Annotated in this window: 20 protein-coding genes; 8 read left to right on the top strand and 12 right to left on the bottom strand. The window is 31.8% G+C overall.

Translation table 11 applies throughout. The annotated features are described in order from the left end of the window. Positions 1-82: 82 nt before the first annotated feature. Positions 83-1,069: a 6-phosphofructokinase gene (pfkA, locus tag OIU83_RS14430; RefSeq protein WP_264206974.1), complete on the bottom strand. Its 987-nt coding sequence runs from the start codon at positions 1,067-1,069 to the stop codon at positions 83-85. Between the two features lie 295 nt (positions 1,070-1,364). Beyond that, positions 1,365-5,840: a translocation/assembly module TamB domain-containing protein gene (locus OIU83_RS14425; protein WP_264206973.1), complete on the bottom strand. Its 4,476-nt coding sequence runs from the start codon at positions 5,838-5,840 to the stop codon at positions 1,365-1,367. Between the two features lie 206 nt (positions 5,841-6,046). Between OIU83_RS14425 and tsaD the strand changes: the two genes are divergently transcribed. The 8 genes from tsaD (at position 6,047) to OIU83_RS14385 (ending at position 13,046) form a co-directional block, all read left to right on the top strand. Beyond that, positions 6,047-7,069, top strand: coding sequence for a tRNA (adenosine(37)-N6)-threonylcarbamoyltransferase complex transferase subunit TsaD (tsaD, locus tag OIU83_RS14420; RefSeq protein ID WP_264206972.1), 1,023 nt, complete (start codon positions 6,047-6,049; stop codon positions 7,067-7,069). A 3-nt stretch (positions 7,070-7,072) separates the two neighbouring features. Beyond that, positions 7,073-7,783 (top strand): 16S rRNA (uracil(1498)-N(3))-methyltransferase, encoded by a 711-nt coding sequence (locus OIU83_RS14415; RefSeq protein ID WP_264206971.1) that lies wholly within the window; start codon positions 7,073-7,075, stop codon positions 7,781-7,783. 34 nt (positions 7,784-7,817) lie between these two features. Continuing rightward, positions 7,818-8,456, top strand: a complete 639-nt coding sequence (locus OIU83_RS14410) for a DUF4159 domain-containing protein (protein WP_264206970.1) — start codon at positions 7,818-7,820, stop codon at positions 8,454-8,456. 10 nt (positions 8,457-8,466) lie between these two features. Beyond that, the gene (locus OIU83_RS14405; RefSeq protein ID WP_264206969.1) at positions 8,467-8,961 is read left to right on the top strand and encodes a TrmH family RNA methyltransferase; all 495 of its coding nucleotides are present in this window, start codon (positions 8,467-8,469) and stop codon (positions 8,959-8,961) included. A gap of 159 nt (positions 8,962-9,120) precedes the next feature. Continuing rightward, complete coding sequence (locus tag OIU83_RS14400; protein ID WP_264206968.1) at positions 9,121-10,074, top strand: zinc metalloprotease; 954 nt, start codon at positions 9,121-9,123, stop codon at positions 10,072-10,074. A gap of 128 nt (positions 10,075-10,202) precedes the next feature. After that, the gene (locus OIU83_RS14395) at positions 10,203-11,294 is read left to right on the top strand and encodes an AI-2E family transporter (RefSeq protein WP_264206967.1); all 1,092 of its coding nucleotides are present in this window, start codon (positions 10,203-10,205) and stop codon (positions 11,292-11,294) included. A gap of 2 nt (positions 11,295-11,296) precedes the next feature. Then, positions 11,297-12,475 carry a class I SAM-dependent methyltransferase gene (locus OIU83_RS14390; RefSeq protein ID WP_264206966.1) on the top strand — a complete coding sequence of 393 codons (1,179 nt, stop codon included), beginning with the start codon at positions 11,297-11,299 and terminating at the stop codon, positions 12,473-12,475. A gap of 4 nt (positions 12,476-12,479) precedes the next feature. Beyond that, on the top strand, positions 12,480-13,046 hold the full coding sequence (locus tag OIU83_RS14385; RefSeq protein WP_264206965.1) for a hypothetical protein: 567 nt from the start codon (positions 12,480-12,482) through the stop codon (positions 13,044-13,046). Between the two features lies 1 nt (position 13,047). Here the strand turns inward: OIU83_RS14385 and OIU83_RS14380 are convergent, their stop codons facing one another. From OIU83_RS14380 to OIU83_RS14335, 10 genes are all read right to left on the bottom strand, one after another. Beyond that, positions 13,048-13,713, bottom strand: a complete 666-nt coding sequence (locus tag OIU83_RS14380) for a M15 family metallopeptidase (protein WP_264206964.1) — start codon at positions 13,711-13,713, stop codon at positions 13,048-13,050. Between the two features lie 135 nt (positions 13,714-13,848). Beyond that, positions 13,849-14,310: an SRPBCC family protein gene (locus OIU83_RS14375; RefSeq protein WP_264206963.1), complete on the bottom strand. Its 462-nt coding sequence runs from the start codon at positions 14,308-14,310 to the stop codon at positions 13,849-13,851. 232 nt (positions 14,311-14,542) lie between these two features. Then, positions 14,543-16,060, bottom strand: a complete 1,518-nt coding sequence (locus OIU83_RS14370; protein WP_264206962.1) for an MFS transporter — start codon at positions 16,058-16,060, stop codon at positions 14,543-14,545. A gap of 116 nt (positions 16,061-16,176) precedes the next feature. Beyond that, on the bottom strand, positions 16,177-16,386 hold the full coding sequence (locus tag OIU83_RS14365; RefSeq protein ID WP_264206961.1) for a hypothetical protein: 210 nt from the start codon (positions 16,384-16,386) through the stop codon (positions 16,177-16,179). Further along, positions 16,355-16,549 (bottom strand): hypothetical protein, encoded by a 195-nt coding sequence (locus tag OIU83_RS14360; RefSeq protein WP_264206960.1) that lies wholly within the window; start codon positions 16,547-16,549, stop codon positions 16,355-16,357. Before OIU83_RS14360 ends, OIU83_RS14365 begins: the two co-directional genes overlap by 32 nt. Before the next feature lie 219 nt (positions 16,550-16,768). Further along, positions 16,769-17,776, bottom strand: coding sequence for an NHL repeat-containing protein (locus OIU83_RS14355; protein WP_264206959.1), 1,008 nt, complete (start codon positions 17,774-17,776; stop codon positions 16,769-16,771). A 14-nt stretch (positions 17,777-17,790) separates the two neighbouring features. After that, complete coding sequence (locus tag OIU83_RS14350) at positions 17,791-19,023, bottom strand: hypothetical protein (protein WP_264206958.1); 1,233 nt, start codon at positions 19,021-19,023, stop codon at positions 17,791-17,793. A 242-nt stretch (positions 19,024-19,265) separates the two neighbouring features. Beyond that, complete coding sequence (locus tag OIU83_RS14345; protein WP_264206957.1) at positions 19,266-20,414, bottom strand: exo-beta-N-acetylmuramidase NamZ family protein; 1,149 nt, start codon at positions 20,412-20,414, stop codon at positions 19,266-19,268. A gap of 109 nt (positions 20,415-20,523) precedes the next feature. Beyond that, positions 20,524-21,828, bottom strand: a complete 1,305-nt coding sequence (locus tag OIU83_RS14340) for a serine hydrolase domain-containing protein (RefSeq protein ID WP_264206956.1) — start codon at positions 21,826-21,828, stop codon at positions 20,524-20,526. 3 nt (positions 21,829-21,831) lie between these two features. Next, positions 21,832-24,336 carry a beta-N-acetylhexosaminidase gene (locus tag OIU83_RS14335; RefSeq protein ID WP_264206955.1) on the bottom strand — a complete coding sequence of 835 codons (2,505 nt, stop codon included), beginning with the start codon at positions 24,334-24,336 and terminating at the stop codon, positions 21,832-21,834. Positions 24,337-24,354 lie beyond the last annotated feature (18 nt).

The raw sequence follows: 24,354 nt of genomic DNA, 5'->3' as shown, positions 1-24,354 counted from the left end.
TTTTATTTATTTTTTGTTATTCTACTTATTTTCAAAGTCTAATTTCCTCACAATAAACTTCAATTTTTTTTAATCTATATTTTTATGTTGACATGATCTCAGAAACGCGTAGCAATTCTCTATCTATTTCAGATTTACCTTTAATAGCTTGTTCTAAAGGCGTTAAAGTCACTTTGTCATTTTGCAAACCAACCATATAATTTGATTTTCCTTCAAGTAAAGATTCTACAGCTTTTACACCTAATCTACTCGCAAGAACACGATCAAAACAAGAAGGTGAGCCTCCACGTTGCATGTGTCCTAAAACAGAAACTCTTACGTCATATTCTGGTAAATTTGCTTCTACGTAATCTTTTAATTCAAATACGTTTTTACCAATTTTATCACCTTCTGCAATAACAACAATGCTAGATGATTTTCCAGAAGCTTTACTTTTTTGAAGTGACTCTAGTAATCTGTCTAAACCTAAATCTTCTTCAGGGATAAGAATTTCTTCTGCACCTGCTCCGATTCCTGCATTAAGAGCAATATGCCCTGCATCTCTTCCCATTACCTCTACAAAGAATAAACGGTTATGAGAACTTGCAGTATCACGTATTTTATCAATAGACTCTACAACAGTATTTAAAGCCGTATCATATCCTAAAGTATGGCTCGTACCAAAAATATCATTATCTATAGTTCCAGGGATTCCTATTACTGGGAAATTATATTCAGAATTAAACAGTAGACCTCCGGTAAAGCTTCCATCACCACCTATTACAACCAAAGCATCGATTCCAGCTTTTAAAAGGTTTTCATGTGCTTTTTTTCTACCTTCGGGAGTTTTAAATTCTAATGAGCGAGCCGATTTTAAAATCGTCCCTCCTTTATTTACAATATTATTTACACTTCGAGGTCCCATCTCTTTGAAGTCTCCTTCAATCATTCCTTGATAGCCTCTATAAATTCCTATACATTCTATGTTATGGTAAGCACAAGTTCGAACTACTGATCGAATGGCCGCATTCATTCCTGGTGAATCTCCTCCTGATGTAAGAACACCAACTTTTTTTATTGTTTTTGGCATTATTTAAGTATTAAAGTGTAAAATTAGCAAACATTCACCACTCTTCGGGCTATATTTATAATAAGTTAATAAAATATGTTAAATTCAAACGTTTTCGTTAATAAGTTTTCCGATACTAAAAAAAATCAATAAAATAAAAAAAGACATTTATTTTAATTGATAATTTAAAAATAACAAAATGTTATTGAAGAGTTATAAAATTTGAATTTGAAACTATATCAAATTTAAAGATAAGGAAATCGACAGGTATAAAAAAAACATGACCAAACTATAACATAATAATAAACAAAAGACATTAATCTTCTTCTGGAATTAATCCCTGATCATTAACTTTTACCTTTTCTTGATTTTGATCTTTGTCTTTGTCTTTTTTATTCGTCTTTTTGGTCTTAGAAAAATCAATATAATCAGGATTTATTGAAGAATCCGGCATATCATCTGTTGTAGATGTTTTAATGGCACGTTCTAATTTATGATCTTTAAAGATTTTGTTTACCAATTCTCTAAAAGTATCAAAATCTACTTCATAAGAAACCCCAATACCTTGAGTGTAACCAACTCCTTGCCCTATATAATTAATATCATTTTCTCTGTTAAACAAGCGCAGGTTCATCGTTCCATCCTCATTCACTCTATATTGTACCTCGACATCACCAACGATAGCCGATTCATTAATTCCCCCTACCGGTACTCCAACTTTACCGTTTATACTAATTCTCTCATTGATTTGAGAAGAAATAGTAGCCGCAAATTGTCCATCGGCTTCCTGACCAAGTCTTCTGTCTGCAGAGGTATATGTAAAACCAATATTAATTTTATCACTATCAGAATGAATAATTCCTCCCAATAAATTAGTTGCCGTTTCAAACAAACTACTTGAAAAATCAGATTGACTCACTCCCTCAGGACTTAAAAATCCACCAGAAGACAATAGATACAATGCTTGTGTTTGTCGAACATCTTTATCGACTAGTTTGTATTGAATCTCAGACTTTAACACATTACTAACGGTTGGGAACTCGATATTAAAATCTGGCTCCGGACTTGTTAAATCTCCACGAATACCAATAACGACCTCTACAGGTACTTTTTTACTAAAAGAAGAATTCTCTAATAATACAGCAGGATTTGCTGATGTTTTATATACTGCTTCTAGATTTAACTGTGCTTTCATAGGGTTTCCTTCCCAAGAGATGGAACCTCCTTTTTTCACAGTAAACTTCTTGTCTATTAAACCACCATACTTAAAGTTGTACGTTCCTTCGTATGCCTGGAAATCCCCCCACATATTAAACTTTCCGAGTGTATTAATTTTAAATAATAACGATCCGAATCCTTTACCTTTTATTCCATGCCCAGAGTTCCTGTCTAAAATTACTTCGACCTCTGCATCTGGCGTAATATCAAAATCAAACTCTAATTCAAGACCATTATAGTTTCTTGTTTTTTCTATTATTCCATTAACTAAGTTGTATTTTTCTTTGGCTGTAACAAAATGGATAAAGCTATTATCACTCATCGATTGTGCATCATTGATAGGAATCTTTACAGACGTTCCTTTCTCCGATTTAGCATCAACTTTAATAAACAAAGAAGATGTAGGTCCTTTTATAGTTGCTTTACCATTAATAAATGCTGTCCCAAAATAGGCAGCATCATCACTATCTTTGGTATCTAATGCTAATAACCTTTTAGAACTGATATCTAAATCAAGCTTCCAATCGGTAAAATTATTATGCTCAATACTACCATTTAAGATTCCCTTGGTACCATATTTTGAATCTGTAATCGTATTATTCCTAAACAAAAACTTTTCATCGGTTACGTCGACAATTGTTTTATCACTTAATTCATAATCTATACCTAAATAAGGAACTGTCATTCCTGCTTTATCCAGATATAAACGCCCGTTAATATCTGGTCTTGAAAGATTACCAATTATAGCCGAATTACCCGAAACATACCCCCTTATATTCGACAATACATCTCCTCCTAAGGAATTTAAAGCTGCTAGATTAAATGAATCAAATTTTAGTTGTAAATCCAGTATCGTCTGTTTGTTTATAATTTCAAAAGTTCCAAACAACTTAAACATTTCTAGCTCTTTATTTTCAATAGACGAATTTATAGTAAACTTTTTCAAGTTTTCATCACCTTCTATATTAAACTTTAGCGCGCCTAGATCTGTCTTATTTACATTTAAATCATTGATAACAATAGAAGCTGTTGGCTGAAAAACTGCTTTCTTCTGCTTAAAGTTAACCTCACCATTAATATTACCATTTAAGACGAGCTTATCATTAGTAGGCGTAATTTTATTAAGATCGACATCCTTAAAGCTTAATTTTAAATCTTTATAATCGGTATCTTTAATTTCCCCTACCAGTTCTATTTTTTGATTCTCATGCGAAAGAACAATATTATCGATGTCAAAATTTTTGAATTTTTTATCAAAAACTATTTGATTATCGGGAGTATCATTTTCATTCAAATACCATAAATAATCTTTAAATTTAAGTTCGGATTTATTAATTCCTATGACATTATTTTTATTTTTATCAATAGTATGATACAAGTTAAAATTAAAATAATCTTCTCCTTTTGATCCCCCCTTAAATTCCGACCTTACAAATAAGGTATCCTTCATGGTTACATTTATCAAACTAAAATCGCGTACTTTATAATATTTAGTTTTAATACTATCAAGCTCTATATAAGTATTATACAAAGGATTCTTATTATCTACAGCTATTCTTATATTATCAAATGTGTTTTGAGCAGCTTTAATTTGAGGCGAATTAAATTTTAATTTAAAATCCTGTTTATCGGCATCAATTTTCCCTTTTACAACAGTATTTGTCGCTAGTTCTATTTCCGGATAAAATATCTCGATGATTTTATTATAAATAGTAAAATTAAAATGCAAAAACTGTCCCTTACTAACCTTCAAGGGTTTATAATTGGCATACAAACTACCAACTGAGTTTGTTACTAAATTCTCTAATTGGTTAAATTTAAACTTACCTACAATTTCTCCATCAACAACGTCGGTAGAATTTACTGTAATAGTACGTACTTTATCAGCATCAAAAACAGAACTTACTTTTACTTCATCAAAGTTATAAGTCGATTTTGGGTTTTGATATACCGCATCTTTCACACTAATATCTCCTTGAAGATTTTCGATCGTATTACCGGAAACATGAACAACTACATCCCCTTTAAACTTAGATATAGAATCATTTATAAATTTAAGTTTATGTAAATCGGCATTTTCAACATTAATATGAAAGTCATATTCACTATCTCTTCTGCTTAGATCGATTAAACCATCAAAAGTCATACTCAAGTTAGGATCATTAATAGAAACTTGTCCTTTATAATGTGGTAGCTTAAAATTACCATTTACAACTATATTATTATAGGTGTAATTATTGTAATACAGTTTTTGAATATCTCCTTTTATTACCGTATTCAGATATTTCTCAGTAAATCCTTTCCCGTCAATATCAATATTAAGGGATGTTTTCCCTAAATCTTTTCGTGCAAGTAAAGCACCTACATCAAAATTCTCCAAAACAATATTTCCCGAATAAGAAGCTTTATCAATAAAGTCGATATGCTCCATATTAAGATCAATCGAACCATTACCTAAATCGGTTGTCATAGAAAAATCAGTATCCAATGAAGTTGTAGACACTTTTGCTTTTCCTGTGAGCGAGAATTTACCTAGTTTTATTAATTCTTTAGGTAGTTTTTTACCTAAAACATTTGGCAATAAAACAACTAGATTATTATAACTGGATGAAAGCTTATCGAATTTCCCATTAAGAAGAAATTCTTGTCCGTTTTTGCCAAAAAGATTTTTAAAATTAATAGCACCGTTTATAATAGATCCATTTAAATCGGATAATTTAAGATGCTTTAAATTCAGATCATTTAAAGTACCGTCAATTTTTGATTTTACCTTAAAGTATTGATCCTTTCCCAGTTCTTTATAAAAATAACGAATGTCATTTGAACCTATATTAGCCGAATCCAGAACAACATCAAATTGCACTTTATCTGTAAATTTTGCAAAATCCTCTATATGATAATTTAAAGTAGCCGCACCGTATATTTTGGAATATTTGGTTGTAATGCCCAATTTCTCTAACTTCATTTGTTTTTTTGTATAGCTAAATTTTGAAGTTAAATTAGCAACATACAAACCTCTGTGATCCAAAAATGATAATTTATGAATCCTTGTACTCACATCGGGGCCATATAGTTTAAAATCGCTAATATGTGCATTTAGTTTAGAGAAATCAACATCCTTGGGAACTACTCTATTTTCATCGGTTAAAATAAAATGTCCATTGGTAATATAAGCATCTTTTGCGGTAAGCAAAAAATGTTTAGCAGAAGGTTTTTTGGGTTTTCCAGTTTCGAATGCATCAATAAACACATCAAGATTGGTTTTCTTTTCTTTTTTATACGTTTTCAGATTAAAGAGTAAACCTGTAAGGCGGATTTCTCCAAAAATCAAATCGCCATCAAGAACTCTTTTAACTGCCAAAATATTAGTTTTAACTAAATCGGAGTAGATCAAAGTGTCTTTATGATGATCCATAATCAACACTTTCCTGAGTTTTACACCTCCAAAAATGCTTACAGATACTTTTTCGACAGATATATGAGTTCCAAAATCCGAATTTAAACTGTCGGTAATATAGTTTGCTATTTTCGTCTGTACGACGGGTAAGGACAATGCAATAGCCAGTACTAACAAAAGTAGAATTAGTCCAATTAAGGAACGTGATACTATTTTTTTTATTTTTCTGATACTGATTGCTTTTTAGTTTTTCTTTAAATTTAATTTAGAGCAAACAAAGGAAGGTTCCTTTGATAAAAATTCTTTAATTTTGGCTTCTGCTTTTAAATAAAAAAATTTAAAAATTTGATTCGTCAAATATAATTCAAAATTCGTGCCTTTACATGCAAAATCCTGAGGTTTTTATTCTTGCTATCGAAAGTTCTTGCGATGATACTGCAGCGGCAGTTTTACATAACGACAAAGTATTATCAAATGTTGTTGCTAACCAGATGATTCACACACAATATGGCGGTGTTGTACCCGAACTTGCGTCGAGAGCACACCAACAAAACATTGTCCCTGTGATTGATGCAGCTCTTAACAAAGCAAATATAAAAAAAGAACAATTATCGGCAATCGCGTTTACACAAGGTCCAGGTCTTATGGGATCATTGCTTGTAGGAAGCTCTTTTAGTAAATCATTGGCGTTGGCGCTGAAAATTCCGTTAATTGCGGTTAACCATATGCACGCCCATATTTTGGCTCATTTTATCGATGAAGAAGGATACGACAAACCTGAGTTTCCCTTTTTGGCATTAACTATAAGTGGTGGTCATACGCAGATCATTAAGGTGAACGGTTTCTTTGACATGGAAATAATTGGAGAAACAACCGATGATGCAGTAGGAGAAGCTTTTGACAAAAGCGCCAAAATTCTAGGTCTTCCCTATCCCGGTGGTCCGCTTATCGATAAACATGCACAACTAGGAAATCCAAAAGCATTTCCGTTTACAAAACCAAAAGTTCCGGGATTAGATTTTAGTTTCTCTGGTTTAAAAACAGCCATATTATATTTTATTCAGAAGAAAAAAATAGAAAACCCAAATTTCATTGAAGAAAATCTAAATGATATTTGTGCTTCTATACAATATACAATTATCGAAATTTTAATGGATAAATTAAAATTGGCGGTAAAAGAAACCGGAATTAATCAAATTGCTATTGGTGGAGGTGTTTCTGCCAATTCTGGGATTCGAAACAGGCTTAAAGAGAGCGAAAGCAAATATGGTTGGAAAACTTTTGTTCCAAAATTCGAATACACTACCGATAATGCTGCAATGATTGGAATTGTAGGTTATCAAAAATATTTATCAAAACAATTTGAAACTTCAGCTGTTGTTTCTAAAGCACGAATACAATTTTAAACTATGCAATTATTTTATAATCCAAATATTGACGAAACGACTCAGGAATTTTCTTTTGATAAAGAAGAAAGCAAACACATTATAAAAGTATTGCGAAAAAAAGATTCCGATATATTACACGTAACAAATGGATTGGGCTATTTATTTGAAACCGAAATTACATTGGCTTCTGATAATAAATGTACTGTAAAAATAATTTCGTTCGAGAAAGCACCTGCATCAAAATATAAATTGCATATTGCTGTTGCTCCAACAAAAATGAATGATCGCTACGAGTGGTTCCTGGAAAAAGCTACCGAAATAGGAGTACAAGAAATCACCCCTATTATTTGTGACAGATCGGAACGTAAAGTAATTAATATTGAGCGTTTTGAAAAAATTATATTATCTGCCATGAAACAAGCAAACGAATTATATCTTCCTAAACTTAATGAAGCTATTTCATTTAAAGAATTTGTAAAACGTAAAAATAGTGGTTTGCAATTAATCGCACATTGTGAGGAAACTGATAAAAAATCACTAAAATCTGTTTTAAAGCCAAATGAAGATATAACATTACTTATTGGACCCGAAGGTGATTTTTCGGAAAAAGAAATTGCATTAGCCATTGAAAACAATTTTCAACCAGTTTCATTAGGTAATACAAGATTACGCACCGAAACTGCCGCAATGGTTGCTTGTCATAGTGTTGCTTTCTTTAATGAAACAATTTAATTTAAAAAAAATACTAATCATAGACTTTGTCATTATGAAGAAACTATTTTTGCTGTTTTTATTTATTTCAATTTCTTCTTTTTCGCAAGAAATAGCCTTACTAAAATATAGCGGAGGTGGTGATTGGTATGCAAATCCTACTTCTTTGCCCAACTTGATAAAGTTTTGTAACGCAAATATAAATACCCGAATAAAAGCAAAACCTGGGACTGTTGAACCGGGCAATCCAGATTTATTATCCTATCCTTTTGTACACATGACGGGACATGGAAATGTAGTTTTTAGTGATACCGATGTTACGAATCTTCGTAATTATTTATATGGCGGAGGATTTCTTCATATAGATGATAATTATGGCATGGATCAATATATTCGAAAAGAAATAAAAAAGATATTCCCAAATAATGAATTGATAGAACTTCCTGCGAGTCATGCTATTTTTCAGAAACCATTTCTTTTTGCAAATGGCTTACCCAAGATTCATGAACATGATGGAAAAAGACCACAGGCATTTGGAATTTTTATCGAAAATAAATTAGTATTACTTTACACCTACCAATGTGACCTTGGAGATGGCTGGGAAGATGCCGAAGTGCATAATGACCCATTAGAAGTTCGTCTAAAAGCCCTAAAAATGGGAGCAAATATTATCAATTATATCTTTACCAATTAATTTAAATAAAGTGCAGTTAACTCACGAAGAAATACAATTTGAAAGAAAGACATTTCCAATTACTTTAGTTTGCGATAATATTTACTTTCAACAAAATATTGGTTCACTTTTTAGAATCAGTGAAGCTTTTGGTGTTGAAAATATTATTTTCTTAGGAAAAGACATTCCACTAACCCCAAGAAAAATTAACAAAACCTCCCGTAATACGCATCTTCATGTCCCTCATGTTGTTATTGAAAAAACAGAAGATTTAATTGCACATTTACTTGAAAACAACTTTGAAATCATCGCTTTGGAAATCACCAATACGAGTAAACCGCTAAAAGAAGTTACAGTACCAAAAGACAAAAAAATAGCCTTAATAATCGGAAGCGAAATAAATGGAATTTCAGAAGAATTATTAAAAATTTCGAGTCAAATAGTTCACATTAATATGTTTGGAAAAAACAGTAGTATGAATGTTGTGCAAGCTGCAAGTATAGCTTTGTATGAATTTACATCTTAATTTTAAGGCGCTTGTTTTTGTAAGAACTAAGGTATGCAAGGGATTTTAAAATTCTGACAAAAAAAATCATAATATTTTTTTGCCTGTTAGATTTTTTTGTTATAAAATTGCGTTAATTATTAACCAACCTAATTTTTTATAACAAAACCCCAAACTATTATGAAAAAGATTGTTTTATCTGCATTTGCAGCGTTGCTGCTTTTTTCGTGTCAAAATGACCAAACCGAATCTAAAAACCTTGAAGCTTCAGCAACAATTGCACAACGTGGTTGCGCAACACAAGATGTTCTAGAAGCACAATTGAAAGCTGATCCTACATTAGCTATCAGAATGAATCAAATCGAAGCATTTACTGAAAACAAAATATTAACTGGAAAGTTAGTAAATGGAAAAATTCAAATTCCTGTTGTGGTAAATGTATTGTATAGAACTACCGCAGAAAATATTTCTGACGCGCAAATTCAAACACAAATTGATGTCTTAAACAAAGATTTTAATGCTGCTAACTCTGATTACGGAAGTGTTCCTACACTTTTCGCTGGAGTAAAAGCAAATGTTGAAATTAGCTTTGTTTTAGATCAAATTATCAGAAAATCTACTACAAAAACTTCATGGGGAACTACTGATACCATGAAAAAAACTGCCTCTGGTGGTCTTGATCCAACAACTCCAACTACAAAGCTTAATTTATGGGCTTGTACAATTGGTGGTGGAATATTAGGTTATGCACAATTTCCTGGTGGAGCATCTGCTACAGATGGCGTAGTAATTGATTCTAAATATTTTGGATTATCAGGTACTGCTGCTGCTCCATATAACTTAGGAAGAACTGGAACTCATGAAGTTGGTCACTGGATGAACCTTCGTCATATCTGGGGAGATGCAACTTGTGGAAGCGATTTAGTAAGTGATACTCCTACACACAATACTGCAAATTATGGTGTACCTGCTTATCCACATTATAGCACTTGTACAGGAACTCCTGTAGAAATGACTATGAACTATATGGATTATACAGATGATAATGCAATGTATATGTTCACTTTAGGTCAAAAATCTAGAATGGCTGCAATATTTGTAACTGGAGGAGCTAGAGCTGCTTTTGGTATCTAAAATAAAAACTAATAATTTAATGAGTTAATAATTATTAAAAGCGAGATTTAAATATCTCGCTTTTTTTATTTTAAGAATGTAATCTTTCCCTTCTTTTTTCTATATTTATGCTCTAAAGAAAATAAACTATGATTACATCTAAAGTAATTTCAAACGGGATTTTAAGGGCCATAACAACTATACTGGGTGTATCTCTTATTTTGTATTTTTTATATCAAGTTCAAACTGTAATTGTATACCTATGTGTATCCCTAATCTTGTGTTTAATAGCAAACCCATTTGTAAAATTCTTAAAAGAAAAATTAAAATTCAATAGTTCCTTTGCTGCCATAACAACTATCGTATTTTTTATATTAATGATGATTGGTTTCATATTATTATTTGTCCCCTTAATCATCTCTCAGGCAAATAATCTTTCCCTGTTAGATACTGACAGTCTCCAAAAACAATTTTTATTGATAGAACGCGATTTTGAGAGCTATTTCAATTTACAGCACCTCGACTGGCAAACTTTATTAAAGAAACCTGAAATAACCTCAAAACTCGATTTTAGCTATTTTACTGCTTTCATTAATTCTATCGTAAATATGCTGGCTGGTTTTGGAATGGGACTGGTTTCTGTATTCTTTATTACTTTTTTCTTTATTAAAGATCAAAGCATATTTAAAGAAAATGCAAAGAGGGTGTTACCAGATAAAAATGAAGATAAAATATTAAACTCAATTACCAAAATCAACCACCTATTAACACGCTATTTTATAGGCTTGTTACTACAATTAACCGTGGTATTCATACTATATTTCATTGTGCTTGTTATTTTTGGAAGTGAAAATGCTTTTGTAATTGCCTTTTTATGTGCTGTTCTAAACATCATTCCATATGTTGGTCCTATAATCGGAACTATACTTGCCGCTATTTTAACGATGCTAAGTTTAATTGGTGGTGATTTTCAAACTGAAATTTTACCAAAAACAATATACATTGTAGTAGGCTTTTTAGTAGTTCAAGCGATTGATAATAACGTAAGTCAACCAATTATTTCATCAAAAAGTGTAAATTCGCATCCGCTGGAAATATTTTTAATTACTTTAATAAGCGGAATAACTTTTGGAATCGTCGGAATGATTATTGCAATTCCATTTTATACCTGCCTTAAAGTTATAGCCAAAGAATTTTTTCCAAACAATAAAGTTGTTATTGTATTAACCGAAAAAATATAGTTTTGAGTTTATCCCTTTTACATAATTCTGTTCAGGATTTTATAAATAAAAAAGTTAATGAATCTATTCCAAAATTAGCTCTTCAAAAAAATCCCTTTCCGGAAATAGAATGGATAACTATATTAAATCAAATTGAAGCTAAAGCTAAAGCAAAAGACAAATTACCGACTTGGTTTGCTACCGAAAATATAATCTACCCAAGTAAAATATCTGTTGAACAAACGTCATCAGAAAAAACAGCCGAATATAAAGCCAATTTAGTTTCGGGCGAAAGCCTGATAGACTTAACCGGTGGCTTTGGCGTAGATGACTATTATTTCTCCCAAAAAACAAAACTAGTTGTACATTGCGAAATAAACAAGGATTTATCGGCAATTGTGCAGCACAATTTTAACCAATTAAAAGTTAACAATTGCACTTGTTATGCCGAAGATAGCTTTGATGTTTTAAAAAAACTAAATAAAAAATGGGATTGGATTTATATTGATCCTTCCCGACGAAATGATGCGAAAGGAAAAGTATTCATGCTAAAAGATTGCTTGCCGAACGTACCTGATTTATTAGATTTCTATTTTACAAATTCAAATTCTATCTTAATAAAAACTGCTCCTTTACTTGACATTTCTGCTGGACTAGCTGAACTAAAAAATGTAAAAAACATTCATATAATTGCTCTCGAAAATGAGGTTAAAGAATTATTATGGGAGATACACAAAGACTATTTTGGTAAAATAACATTAAAAACTGCTAATATTCTAAAGGTCAAAACAGATACTTTTGAATTTGCATTAAATGAAGAACCTGAATTTGTAAATTACGAGCTTCCCAAAAAATATTTATATGAACCCAATAGTGCAATTATGAAATCGGGAGGATTTGATGAAGTGAGTTCTATTTATAAAATAGACAAGCTCCACAAACATTCCCATTTATACACTTCAGATGATTTAATTGAATTTCCCGGAAGAGCATTTGAGATTCAAAACACTATTTCGTACACCAAAAATGAAATAAAATTATACCTCTCCAATAAACAGGCAAATATCACTACTAGGAATTTTCCTGATAACGTAGAAACCATTCGAAAAAAATGGAAAATAAAAGATGGTGGAAATTCATATTGTTTTTTTACAACTGATAAAAATGACAATAAAATAGTTTTAATTTGTAAAAAAATATAACCAAATGAAACAACTAATTACTTTAACTTTCTTCTTATTAACATTTAATTTATTTGCCCAAAAAGATTGCGAATACTCTGTAAACGTTACCGATTCTTTAGGAACTTATAAAGCTACCAAAGAAACAATGATTTCCGAAAAAAACTTTGCAGGAACTGCGAGTTATGTCTTCTTTTCTTTGGCACAAACAGATGGTTTACCAACACTAAATGTGCAAATGATTAAAAAAAGTAAAGATTTTACTAAAGCAAATTGCTTTGACAAGAATTCAAAATTATTTTTACAATTAAGTAATGGAAGAATAGTAACTTTAATTCATATTGACCAAGAAAATTGCGGATCATTAATTCGTGATGACAAAGGCTTTGATAACCGAGTAACGCCAGGTACTTTTATGTTTTTAAAAGATAATTTTCAAGATTTAAAAACCTCTCCTATCTCCATGATACGTATCAAATACTTAACCGATACTGAAGATTATGTCATGAAAAAAGAATTCACATCAGAATTAAATAACAAGGTATATCGCCCTGAAACATTTTTTATGGATAATATAAGATGTGTAGAATAATTTAATCGCAATTCCACTTTGTATTCGAAACTTTGTCATTTAAACCTGCTTTTAAATTATAATGCCACCACTCCGAATCAAAGGAATTGAAATTGTATTTTATCATTATTTTTTTCAATAATTGTCGATTGGCTTTCACAGTATCCGATAAATCGGTATAATTATGACTGGCTTCTTTACCGAAAAAATCAAAAGGAGTTCCCATATCCAATTCCTTACCGTTACGATCAACAAGAGTAATATCTACGGCTCCTCCTCTATTATGGATGGAGCCTTTTTTTGGATCGGCTACATACTTGGGGTTTGAAACTATTTCCCACATCCTTTTTTGAATAAATAAAGGCCTGTAACAATCAAACAATTTGATTTTATATCCTTTCTTCATAAAGCTTTTATTCGCTTCTACTAATGCTTTTACTGTTTTTAAACGCAAATAACATTCGGCACAATCATAAACCTTAGCTTTAAGAAAATTATCTTCTGTAGCATACTTCATATCATACACAAAATCCTTACTGTAATCTTTTAAATTAACGAAAGTCGTATCTACGATAACCTGTTTAACATCACTTGCATAGGTTTCATTTTGAGCATTTATAGGAACAACAAAGAAAAGAGTACTTATAAAAAAAATAAAATTGAGAGATGAAGTTACTTTGATTTGCATAATTGGAAGTTTCTTGTGAAAGTAAAAGTAAACAAAAAGTTAACAATATAAGTTATGCAAGTAAATATAAGCCCGACTAATGAGTATAAAACTTAAATGAACTTATACTTATATAATTAAAACAACTCATGTAAATTAATTACTATCTACTTCATCTTTCGGATTAGGAGTACCTTTACCTGTAGTAATTAAATTGTATAAACTGCTATTTATATAATTGGTCCAAGCGTTAAAACAAATATCATAGCATTCATAGTCAGGAACCAGACCATGGTGCGTAAAACGAATTTCGGTCTTGTTGCCTTTAGTATGAATTTCAAAAATAACTTGTGTCCCTATCCATTCGCTTTTATCTTCAGTGAAACTAAAATAATTTTCCAAAACATCCCAAACAACTCTTTTATTAGGAACAACTTCTATTAATTTCGCCTTACAAATATGAACGTCTTTATAATGGTAGGTGAACACATCCCCCAATTTATTTGTATCTCCTTCGATTTCTTCAGACCACCAACCTCGAACATTATTGATTGCATCAAATACTTCTTTTGGATTTTGGTCTACTAAAATAATTGTGGTAAAATCTTGATTATCCATAATTTTTATTGTTTAAAAAATTAAAATTATATTAGAACAAAACAAAGTTAACAATCTCATTTATAAATAACAGGACAAAAAAAAAATTTAGAGAGTTAATCCAGACATATTTTTTTACTATTTATTTTTGTATTTTGGTAACTCTTTCCAATTAATATCATAATCAACATTATAAATACCTTCTTCATTTCCTGCTGGATAAGATGCTTTAAGAACAAAGATGTAAGTGACTTTACTTCTTTTCTTTAGGCAATATAAATACCAAAATCAAGGTTAAAATAGCCAATACAGATCCTGCCAAAATTAAAACGATATTATGCGCATCTTGAAAAGCAGTCATGGCAGCTTTCTTTATTATCTCGGCTTTCTCACCTCCTATTTCATTCGCAACAATCATTGCATCACCAATCGAATTATTCACTTGTTTTGGTAATTCAATTAACAACTCCTCACTGATGACAAACTTTTTAATAAAAATTTGAGATAATATAATTCCGAAAAAAGTAATCCCTAATCCAGTTCCAAGTTCATAAGAGATCGATTCCATAGAACCAGCCATTCCTGCTTTATCCAATGGCGCAGCAGACATAATAGCTGTTGTTGCAGCTACTAATACCATACCTAGACTAAATCCTAAAGTTATTAACCAAAATAATAAACTACCTGTAAGCGAACTAAAATTTAGACGACTTAACATAAAGAAAGACAATGATGATAAAGACAATACGGTAATTATAACATTTCTGAAACCAATTCTCTGCATTATTGCCCCAGTAATTGGTCCGGCTATAGCTGAAGATGCTACAAATGGAAGCATGAATAATCCTGCGTTTATCGGACTTAATTTATGCACAAATTGAAGTTCTTGTGCCAATAAAAACTCAAAACCTACGATAACCGACATTGGAACAAAACATAACAACATTCCCAAAAGAATTCTTCTGTCTTGCAACAATTCCATGTCTATCATTGGTGAAGATGATATCTTTTGTTTTTTAAAAAACAATCGCAAAAAGATAAATCCTACTATTCCAATGACAATACTTATCCATAAAGGATGTCCCTCTTTAAAAACAGTTTTAATACTATAAACAAATAAAATTACACCAATTAATACTAAAGCTGCATCTTTTAAAACCCAAAGCTTATTAGGATTTGATATTCCTTTTGGAATACCAATCCATATTAATGGAATAACAATTAAAATTAACGGAATATTAATTAAAAATACCGCTCCCCACCAATAATTTTCAACAATGATCCCGCCAATAACAGGGCCTACTGCAGCTCCAGCAGTACCTATGGCTGCCCAAATTCCCAATGCTGTACCACGTTTTACATCATCTGTAAATGTTTGACTAATTATAGCAAGAGTAACTGGCATTATCATTGCTCCTCCTAATGCCAAAAATCCACGTGATAAAATCAGAAATGTTGGTGTAGAAGAAACTCCAGCCAAAAATGATGCTAATCCAAATATAGTTATCCCAAATAGCAGTAATTTTTTATGTCCAATTTTATCTCCCAAAACTCCCATTGGTAATAACAAACCTGCCATAATAAGTGGGTAGACATCTATAATCCAAAGCACTTCATTACCTGACGCTCCCAAAGACAATGTTAGTGTAGGAATAGCGACATGCAAAATAGTAGCATCAATAGCCACAGGAATTATAGTACAGATAATAATAGCTAGTATAAACCATTGATTTCTCCCAGTAGCAATTGATATTTTATCTGTCTTTTCCATTTTTTATTTCTATTATCTTACTACAAAGTAACTTTAAAACTAACTACACTCGAAATAAAATTTAGTAACATTTCATTAGACATAATCAAAAAGTACTCACCATTAAAATATTACAATTATTTATCTCTTACTGCTTTAAAATAAGAAAATGTTAGTAGTTCGGGTTTTAGTGTTTTATAATCAATATGTTTATCATCTTTAAAAGTACTAAATTCCATTTTCTGTTTTTGGGTAGTTCCTTTTGCTAAATCTTCAAAAAATACCATCCCATTTATATCGCTATATCCACTATAATCAGCCGAAATATTCAAAACCTCCCAAATCATATTTTGAATTATTTTTTATGATTATATAACCGTCTTTATATGTAACGCTAACACCTTTAACAGATTCCTTCATATACTTATTTGATGGTTGTAAATATTTTTGAGCATAAGTTGGAGATAACCCAAGTACAATAAATGCTAGTATTGATAAAATGATTTTCATAAAATATATTTTTTAATTATTCCGAATTAAATTGAGTATGCAATTTAAACATATCTATTTAGAATTAAAACTAAATAATCAAACCTTTATAACCACAAAAAAATCTAGCCTTGCTTTACATATTAAAATCGGGATGCATTATTTGCCTAAATACATAAAATAAAAAACCACTCAAATGAGTGGTTTTAAATAGGAATCTCTTCTATAAATATGACTAATTTATCTTTGCTCTGTAATTGCTGATTGATTAAGCTTAATTATTCTTATTTTTTTATTTGTATTATCTGCTAAAAAAAGACGATCATTAAGTTGTGCTGTACTTACAATACTTCCAAAAATATTTGCCCCCATAACATCCGAAGCATTTACTCTTGGCTTGTAAATTTTATCCATAAATTCTCTTTTAGGATAAAGACGTAGATAATTCAAGTCCCCAACATTTTCCGATGTAATAGCCCAATCTGTACTAATAGCTACAGCAAGGGGTTTTGCCTCTCCAAAGGGTGTTACTACTGGTTGTATAGGACTATCAAGCGAAAATTTAGCATTGGCACGAATACCAGCAATGTTATAATACAAATATCCCTTTGCATTTCTCCCGGCTACAACTAAATTTCCATCTGCAACATCCATTGAATAAACTTCGTCATAACCTTTTAAGGTATTTAATTTAGCAATAGGAGCTAAATCCCATTCACTTTTATCGGTAATTTGTGATGTTCCAAAAACTTTAATACTAGTTTCTTTTTCTTTAACAAATACCAATCCGTCCTTAACTACAACTCCAAAAACGTGCACAAAAGTTTCCCACCACTGACCGTTTCCTACTGTACTAATCCCAGCATTTGTCACTTCATCAATAACAAAAAGTCTGGACTCAACACTTCCAATATAAATTCTGCCATTATCAACACATACTGAAGAAAGTTGCGTTAACGGAATTGTAGTAGTTCCTTTGGTGTAGTTTGTTATTGTTTTTATGTAAGCCAATGTTTCAGCATTGAAAACCTCAAGTACGTCACCATTACATATATACAATTTGCCATTTGCTACAGCAATACCCTTAGGATCAAACTTTCCAGTTCCATTTCCAATTTGACTTGCTGTAATTGTTGCTTCATCAGTAGGGTAATAATAACTAGAATTTGGAGAATTTCCATCGTAAGAATCTTTGCTGCAATTTGTAAAAAGGCAAAGTAATAATATAAAAAAAATTATTTTATTCATTTTGATTTGATATGTTAATTCCATTTTCCATCTCCTTTATATTTTAATAAGAATGGGTTTTTTGGATTAATATTAAAAACTGGTTTTTTATAAGTACCAGTAAGATATTTTGTTTTGGTCCATCCTTTTAATACTTCTGGATCAGTAAAAGGAAGGTCTTTTAGGTAAATTAAGTATTTGTAAAAATGGGTTAACATTTCTTGTTGTCCACCACCTTCACCACTATTGGCTAAGTTGCTACTATGGCTGAAACCAATGTGGTGAGAATATTCATGCGACCAAACTGACATTTCGCCAACCCAATGACCTGTTACATAACCAGATTCCCATTGAGAAGCTAATGGACCGCCTCCCCAAGCAGAATCGCCACCTACCATTGCCATATAAACGGTTCTATTGTCAAGATAGTTCCAATATATTTTCTCTATTTCGGTTTTAGGAAGATAATCATACTTTCCATCAACATCTTCATTATTACCATGCCAATCGGTTGCTCCGTTTACAACTGTACCCGCCTGAGTAGCTTGCTCTTGTTTATATCTGTTAAAATTAATAAAGGTATCGTAGTATATTGGGTGGCTTAAGGCATACGAATAGTTAATAATCATTGCAATCGCCTCCTTAGCCAAAACAGGATTCATTGGCAAATATTTACCAAGTTCGTTAATATGATATCCATCATTGAACTGAACTAAATGTGAAGACTTAATTTTTTTGAATTTTGCAAATAAAGGATCACTTGACTCAACCGAAAATTCAATTGCACCAGAAGAAAAACCAGTAATTTTATCAATTGTAACCGCATTTCCTGTTTCCAGTAAATAATCATTTTTTCCAGCGACCATAGGAATTTGATGAAACGAACGATGAAAAGCAGGGATTTTGGTGAAATTATAAATCAAAAATTTCTTGTCATAGTTAGCCAATTTAGCATAGATTCTTACATCTGTAAGTCCAACAGGCGAATAAAGAGAAATCTGTACTGAATCTTTTCCTTTTTGAATTACTTGCATAGGCTCATTTACTCGAAACCAACGATCTTGCTTATCGTACATTTTTGAAGGACTTTCGTCATCTTCAAACATTGTCATAGATCTGTTTCCAATCGGTAAATTTGTTGCGTCAATACTTGGTAAATAACTAGCATTGTAAGCAGTAGATTGGTCGTCATCATTACAACTTGTAAAAATGAGAAAACCTGTAATTAATAAGCTGGCAAAGAGCCACCTTTTAATGTTTGTAATCATTGTAGGTTAATTTAAATTTGTTTTTTTTATTTTGGGAATATTAGATTTTTGAATCTAACGACTGCAAATGTCTCCTAATCTTTCCTAAATAAAAACTTGTTTTTCTTGTTTATAGAAAACGATAATTATTAAGTAATTCTAGTCAGTAAAAGTGAGTATTACAAAATCTAGTTATAGTAATTTAAAAAAGTATATAAAACATAAAATCCACTCAATTGAGTGGATTTTATGTTTTTTTTTTCTTATTTATCGCTATAAATCAGATATTGCACTCTCATTTTTTTAAAGTCTCGCAAACCTTCTTTCCAACTGTTTCTGATTTCTTCTTCGGAGGTTCCTGTTTCTATTTGTTGTTGCAATTTTTCATTTCCTGCTCGTATAGAGAATTTTCTTTTGTCGAAAAACTTAGATTTATCTGCCGTGGTTTGGTATGCCTTAATCAACCATTTAATTTCTAGTTTATTAATTCTCGGAATTGCCGACAAATCTTCTCCATTACATTCTACTCCATTATATAGTGGATCTTTATCTCCAAAATTCGGTTTCGGAGTAAAAGCAAAATCACTTTTTGGTAAATAAGGCGATCCATAAATCTGAAATTGTTTTTCGGTTCCACGTCCCATGCTTACATTGGTGCCTTCAAAAAGACATAAGCTAACATATAAATTAATCGATTGGTCGTTAGGCAAGTTTGGAGAAGGTCTTACTGGCAAACTATAACTCATGCTTCTGTCATAATTCAAACACGGAATAACGGTCAGCTTACATTGAATCCCATCTTTTAGCCATTTCTCTCCATTAATCATCTTGGCTTCTTCGCCTAGCGTCATTCCGTGAAGTAAAGGAGTTCTGTGCATTCCTATTCCGCTTTGAAAAGCAATATCTAAAACAGGACCATCCACAATACCAATATTCGGATTCGGACGATCCAATACTATTAACGGAATATTATTCTCGGCACATGCTTCCATTATTCTGTGCATCGTAGAAACATACGTATATAATCGTGTTCCAACATCTTGCAAATCAAAAACCATGATGTCAATTCCTTTTAATTGTTCTGGACTTGGTTTGTTATTTTTCCCGTAAAGGGAAGTAATCGACAAACCTGTTTTTGAATCGATTTCATCCGATACGTCTTCCCCAGCATCGGCAGTACCTCTAAAACCGTGTTCCGGTGCAAAAATAGTTTTTATCTTTACTTTTTTCTCAACCAAAAAATCGACAAGATGGATTTTATCATCAATAATTCCCGTTTGGTTGGTAACTATACCAATAGTTTTCCCTTTTAGCAAAGGCAAATATTCAGTATAATTTTCTGCGCCTGTTTTTATTTTTTGCGCAAAAGATACTGTCGTGATCAGTATGCATATTATAATTAGTTTTTTCATAGTATTTAGTTTTTTTGCCACAGATTAAAGGATTAAAAAGATTTTTGTTGAGCAGATTGAGCAGATTTAATTCGTGAATTCGTGGCGACAAATAATCTGTGACCAATCCTTACTCATTAATTTGCCTCCAAATTTTAGCACTAAAATCATCTTTATACATTAATCTGTTTGTTCTGGTTGGATTTACGCGATTAGTTAAAATAATCAGAAATCTGTTTGTATCCCGGTTCATAAAGAAAAAAGTTCCCGTAAAACCAGTATGTCCAAAATCATTTGCTTTAAAAAATTCATCTGGTTTTCGTTTATCAAAACCCAATCCGCGATAAATACCTTCTTTTGCAAGCGGAGAATCTGTAAACTCTTTTACGACTTTGGCTTTTAGAATTTGTTTTCCTTTATAATTCCCGTTGTTCATTAGCATTTTGCAGATAACGGCAATCGATTCTGCGTTGGCAAACAAACCAGCATTTCCAGAAACTCCACCAAAAATCGCCGCAGCTTCATCGTGCACATAACCTTTAACGGTATCTTTTCTGAAAAAATTATCTACTTCAGTCGGCATTACGTTTTCGATCGAAGTCCATTTTAGCGGATTGTATCCAATTTTTGAAATTCCTAATTCGTTATAAATTTCATTTGTCAGCTGATCTAATTTTTTGCCTGTTTTGATTTCTATCATTTGTTTCACCAAAAGCAGATTTAAATCACTGTATACATATTTTCCTCTTGGATTTGTATTTGCTGTTGCAATCTGCGCATAAACCGTTTTATAAAATTCCGGATTCAGCCACATGTTTTTATAAATCTGAACCCAATTTTCTTTTGGTTGAAAAACAAGATATTTTGAATCGTAGATGATGTTTTTGTTCACATACATATTATCGAACAATTCCGGATAATTCTCCGATTTTTTATCCCTTAATAAAGGCGATCCGTCTGGCGTAGAAAGTAAACTTTGGTAAAAAGTAATACTTGGTGTTAAACCCGAAGTATGCGTCAAGAGTTCAAAAAGCGTTAAATCGGCAATGGCCGTGTTCTTATAAAACGGAACAATTTCTCCAACTCGATCTGTGAGTTTTATTTTGTTCTCTCCAACCAAGCGCATTGTAGCAAGCGTTGCTCCTAAAACTTTAGACATCGAAGCCAGATCGAAAACATCGTCTGTTTTTACTAATTGCTTTTTAGTATAATCATGATAGCCATAATTTTTGGAAATCAAGTTAAAATCTCCAGTTCCTACAATAATTTGTGCTCCCGGAAAAAAGCCTTTTTTAAGTGCATTCTGCATCATCGAATCAATGTAGGCTTCATTTTCTTTATTATCGCCGTCAATATTTATTTTTTTAGGAGAATGGAAACTCATTCCTAAAAAAACAAAAGAAATAATGATGAGGCTAAATATTATCTTTCTCATAATTTACGGATTAATTCTTAAATCCTGAGCAGCCATTAAGGGTTCGTTGTTAGTTGCAGTAATCATGATTTTTACTGCTTTTACAGGTTGTTTTGGATAAATAGAAGCATTTCCGTAATCAAAACTATCTCCTTTTTCAAAATCAACACCATTATACGAATATTCAACATGACCATCATTCACAATAAATCTTGGATGATGCGGAATCCCTGTTAATACATCTATTTTTGAAGAAACAACAGGATCGGTAAAAGTGTATAAAATCCAGTCACCATTTGCACACGCAACATCGGTACGTAAATACGTTTCTATATTATAATCTTCTAATTTTGAAATTGGAAATTTAGGATTTTCGGCCATAGATGAGGTTACTTTTACCTCTGGTTCCAAATAAGGCGAACAATTGAAATTTACCTTAGCCGAAGATTCTTTTACTTCTTTATTATCAACAGTAAAATCCAAACGATACTTATTTTTTTCGCTATAATTTTCAATAACAAATCGCAAACGAGGTTTTGATTTTAAGGCTTTTTCTTCTGCATAAGTCTGGATTAATTTATCATTTTCAAAAAGTGAAACTGATTTAATATTTCCACTTGTGCTTCCGTCAGTTGTTGAATCAAAAGTAAGGTACCAAATCCCGCTTTTATCAACGTGTTCTGAAATATCTTCCGAAATATTTAAAACTTCAATTTTAGAGGTATTCCAATTTGCTACCGGTAATTTTTCCACTTTTACAGCAGGACTTGCAATTTCTTCATTAAAAAAAGTACGGAACATATATTGCTCATAATCCTTTGTCTGAATTGGATTTGTATATAAAGGCGATTGTCTTGTAGGCTCGTTTCCTTGCGCATCATAACGCACAACTGCTCCTGCATAAGGTGGTGTTACGGTAATAGTTCCGCTTTTGTAAATTGCTGTTGGTGGAAAATCTCTAAAAGCAATTCCCATATTTGCCAAACGCTGTAAATGGCTGTTGGTTAATCTTCCGTAAAAATTATCCCAGTTTTTATCTTCTTTTTTAGACCATCCGATTTCTGACAAGGCACTGATTCTTGGGTAACTTTGGTACTCTACAAATCGTGTTGGACGATCCAAATATTCGCTCCACAAAGCACCCTGAACACCTTTTATCAGTTTTTGTTGTTCTGTCGTTAAATCATCATTAGGAATTGGCTCAAACGAATAGGCTCTTTTTGTATCTGTAATGGCTGCCCAACGATGACCACGCTCATTTTCGGATTGTGCCATATCAAAATAAGTATATTGTCCCGGCATCATAATGGTTTCATGACCTCTTTTAGCCGATTCAATTCCGTAACTTATTCCCTGCCATGCACTAATTAAAGTATTTGGATTTATTTCTCCACCTTTTAAAATTTCATTCCAGCCATTTGTTTTTTTATGATATTTATCGACAATGGTTTGAACTCTTCTAAAGAAATAATTCTGAAGCTGAAAACTATCTGTAAATCCTTCTTTCGCCATCAAAGCCTGGCATTTTGGACAATGCTCCCAATTGGCTCTGTTTACCTCATCTCCTGCTACATGTATATACTCAAAAGGAAACATTTCTGAAACTTCTCTAATTATAGAATCTAAAATTTGATAGTTTTCTTCACGCCCCACACACCATACATTTTTTACTTCTCCCTGTACACTTTTTGTTTCCTGAGTTGTAACACATCCTATTTCTGGATATGCTGCTGTTACTGCACGTGAGTGTCCCGGAATTTCGATTTCTGGCATAATTGAGATTCCACGAGCTGCTGCATAAGCCACTACTTCTTTCATATCGGCTTGGGTATAATAACCGCCATAACGTTTGTTTCCTGAACCGTAGGATGGTAATAATACTTCTCCTGGTCCTCTCCAAGCTCCTTTTAAGGTTAAATCTGGCATAGATTTAATTTCGGCTCTCCAACCGTTATCATCTGTAAGATGCCAATGAAAAATATTCATTTTATGTGCTGCCAACCAGTCGATATAATTCTTAACCGTTTGCTTATCAAAAAACTGTCTGGAACAATCAAGCATCATTCCGCGCCATTCAAAACGAGGATAATCTTCTATTTTTACAAATGGTATTGTTCCTTTTTTTACCTCTTTGGCTGAGCAAATCTGTAATAAGGTTTGAAGTCCGTTTAAGACTCCGTTTGAAGATTTTCCTTTTACAACAACTCCTTTTTTGGTTACGCTTAATTCATATCCATCATTAGGAAGATTTAATTTTTCATCTACTAAAAATGATATTCCATTTTTTTTATTGCTTTTTCCAATAGAAACAATTGGTTTAATTCCTGTGGTTGCAAAAAAATCACTTCCTATATAATCGGCACTTTTTTGTAACTTTTTGTCTACAATAATTTGTAATGAGGAAGGAATTATAAATGTTCCTTCTTTCTGTTCTATTTTTACTGGCTGCGGAATTATATCGAGTTTCTGAGCCTGTAATACATTCAGGGAACTCAAGAAAACTGCGATTAGTAGCATACTTTTTTTCATCTTTTCTGGTTTTTTGTT

Source organism: Flavobacterium shii (genome assembly GCF_025847235.1).
GTDB lineage: Bacteria > Bacteroidota > Bacteroidia > Flavobacteriales > Flavobacteriaceae > Flavobacterium > Flavobacterium shii.
The sequence above is the reverse complement of the archived record's forward strand: the minus strand, read 5'-3'. Positions and strand labels throughout refer to the sequence as shown.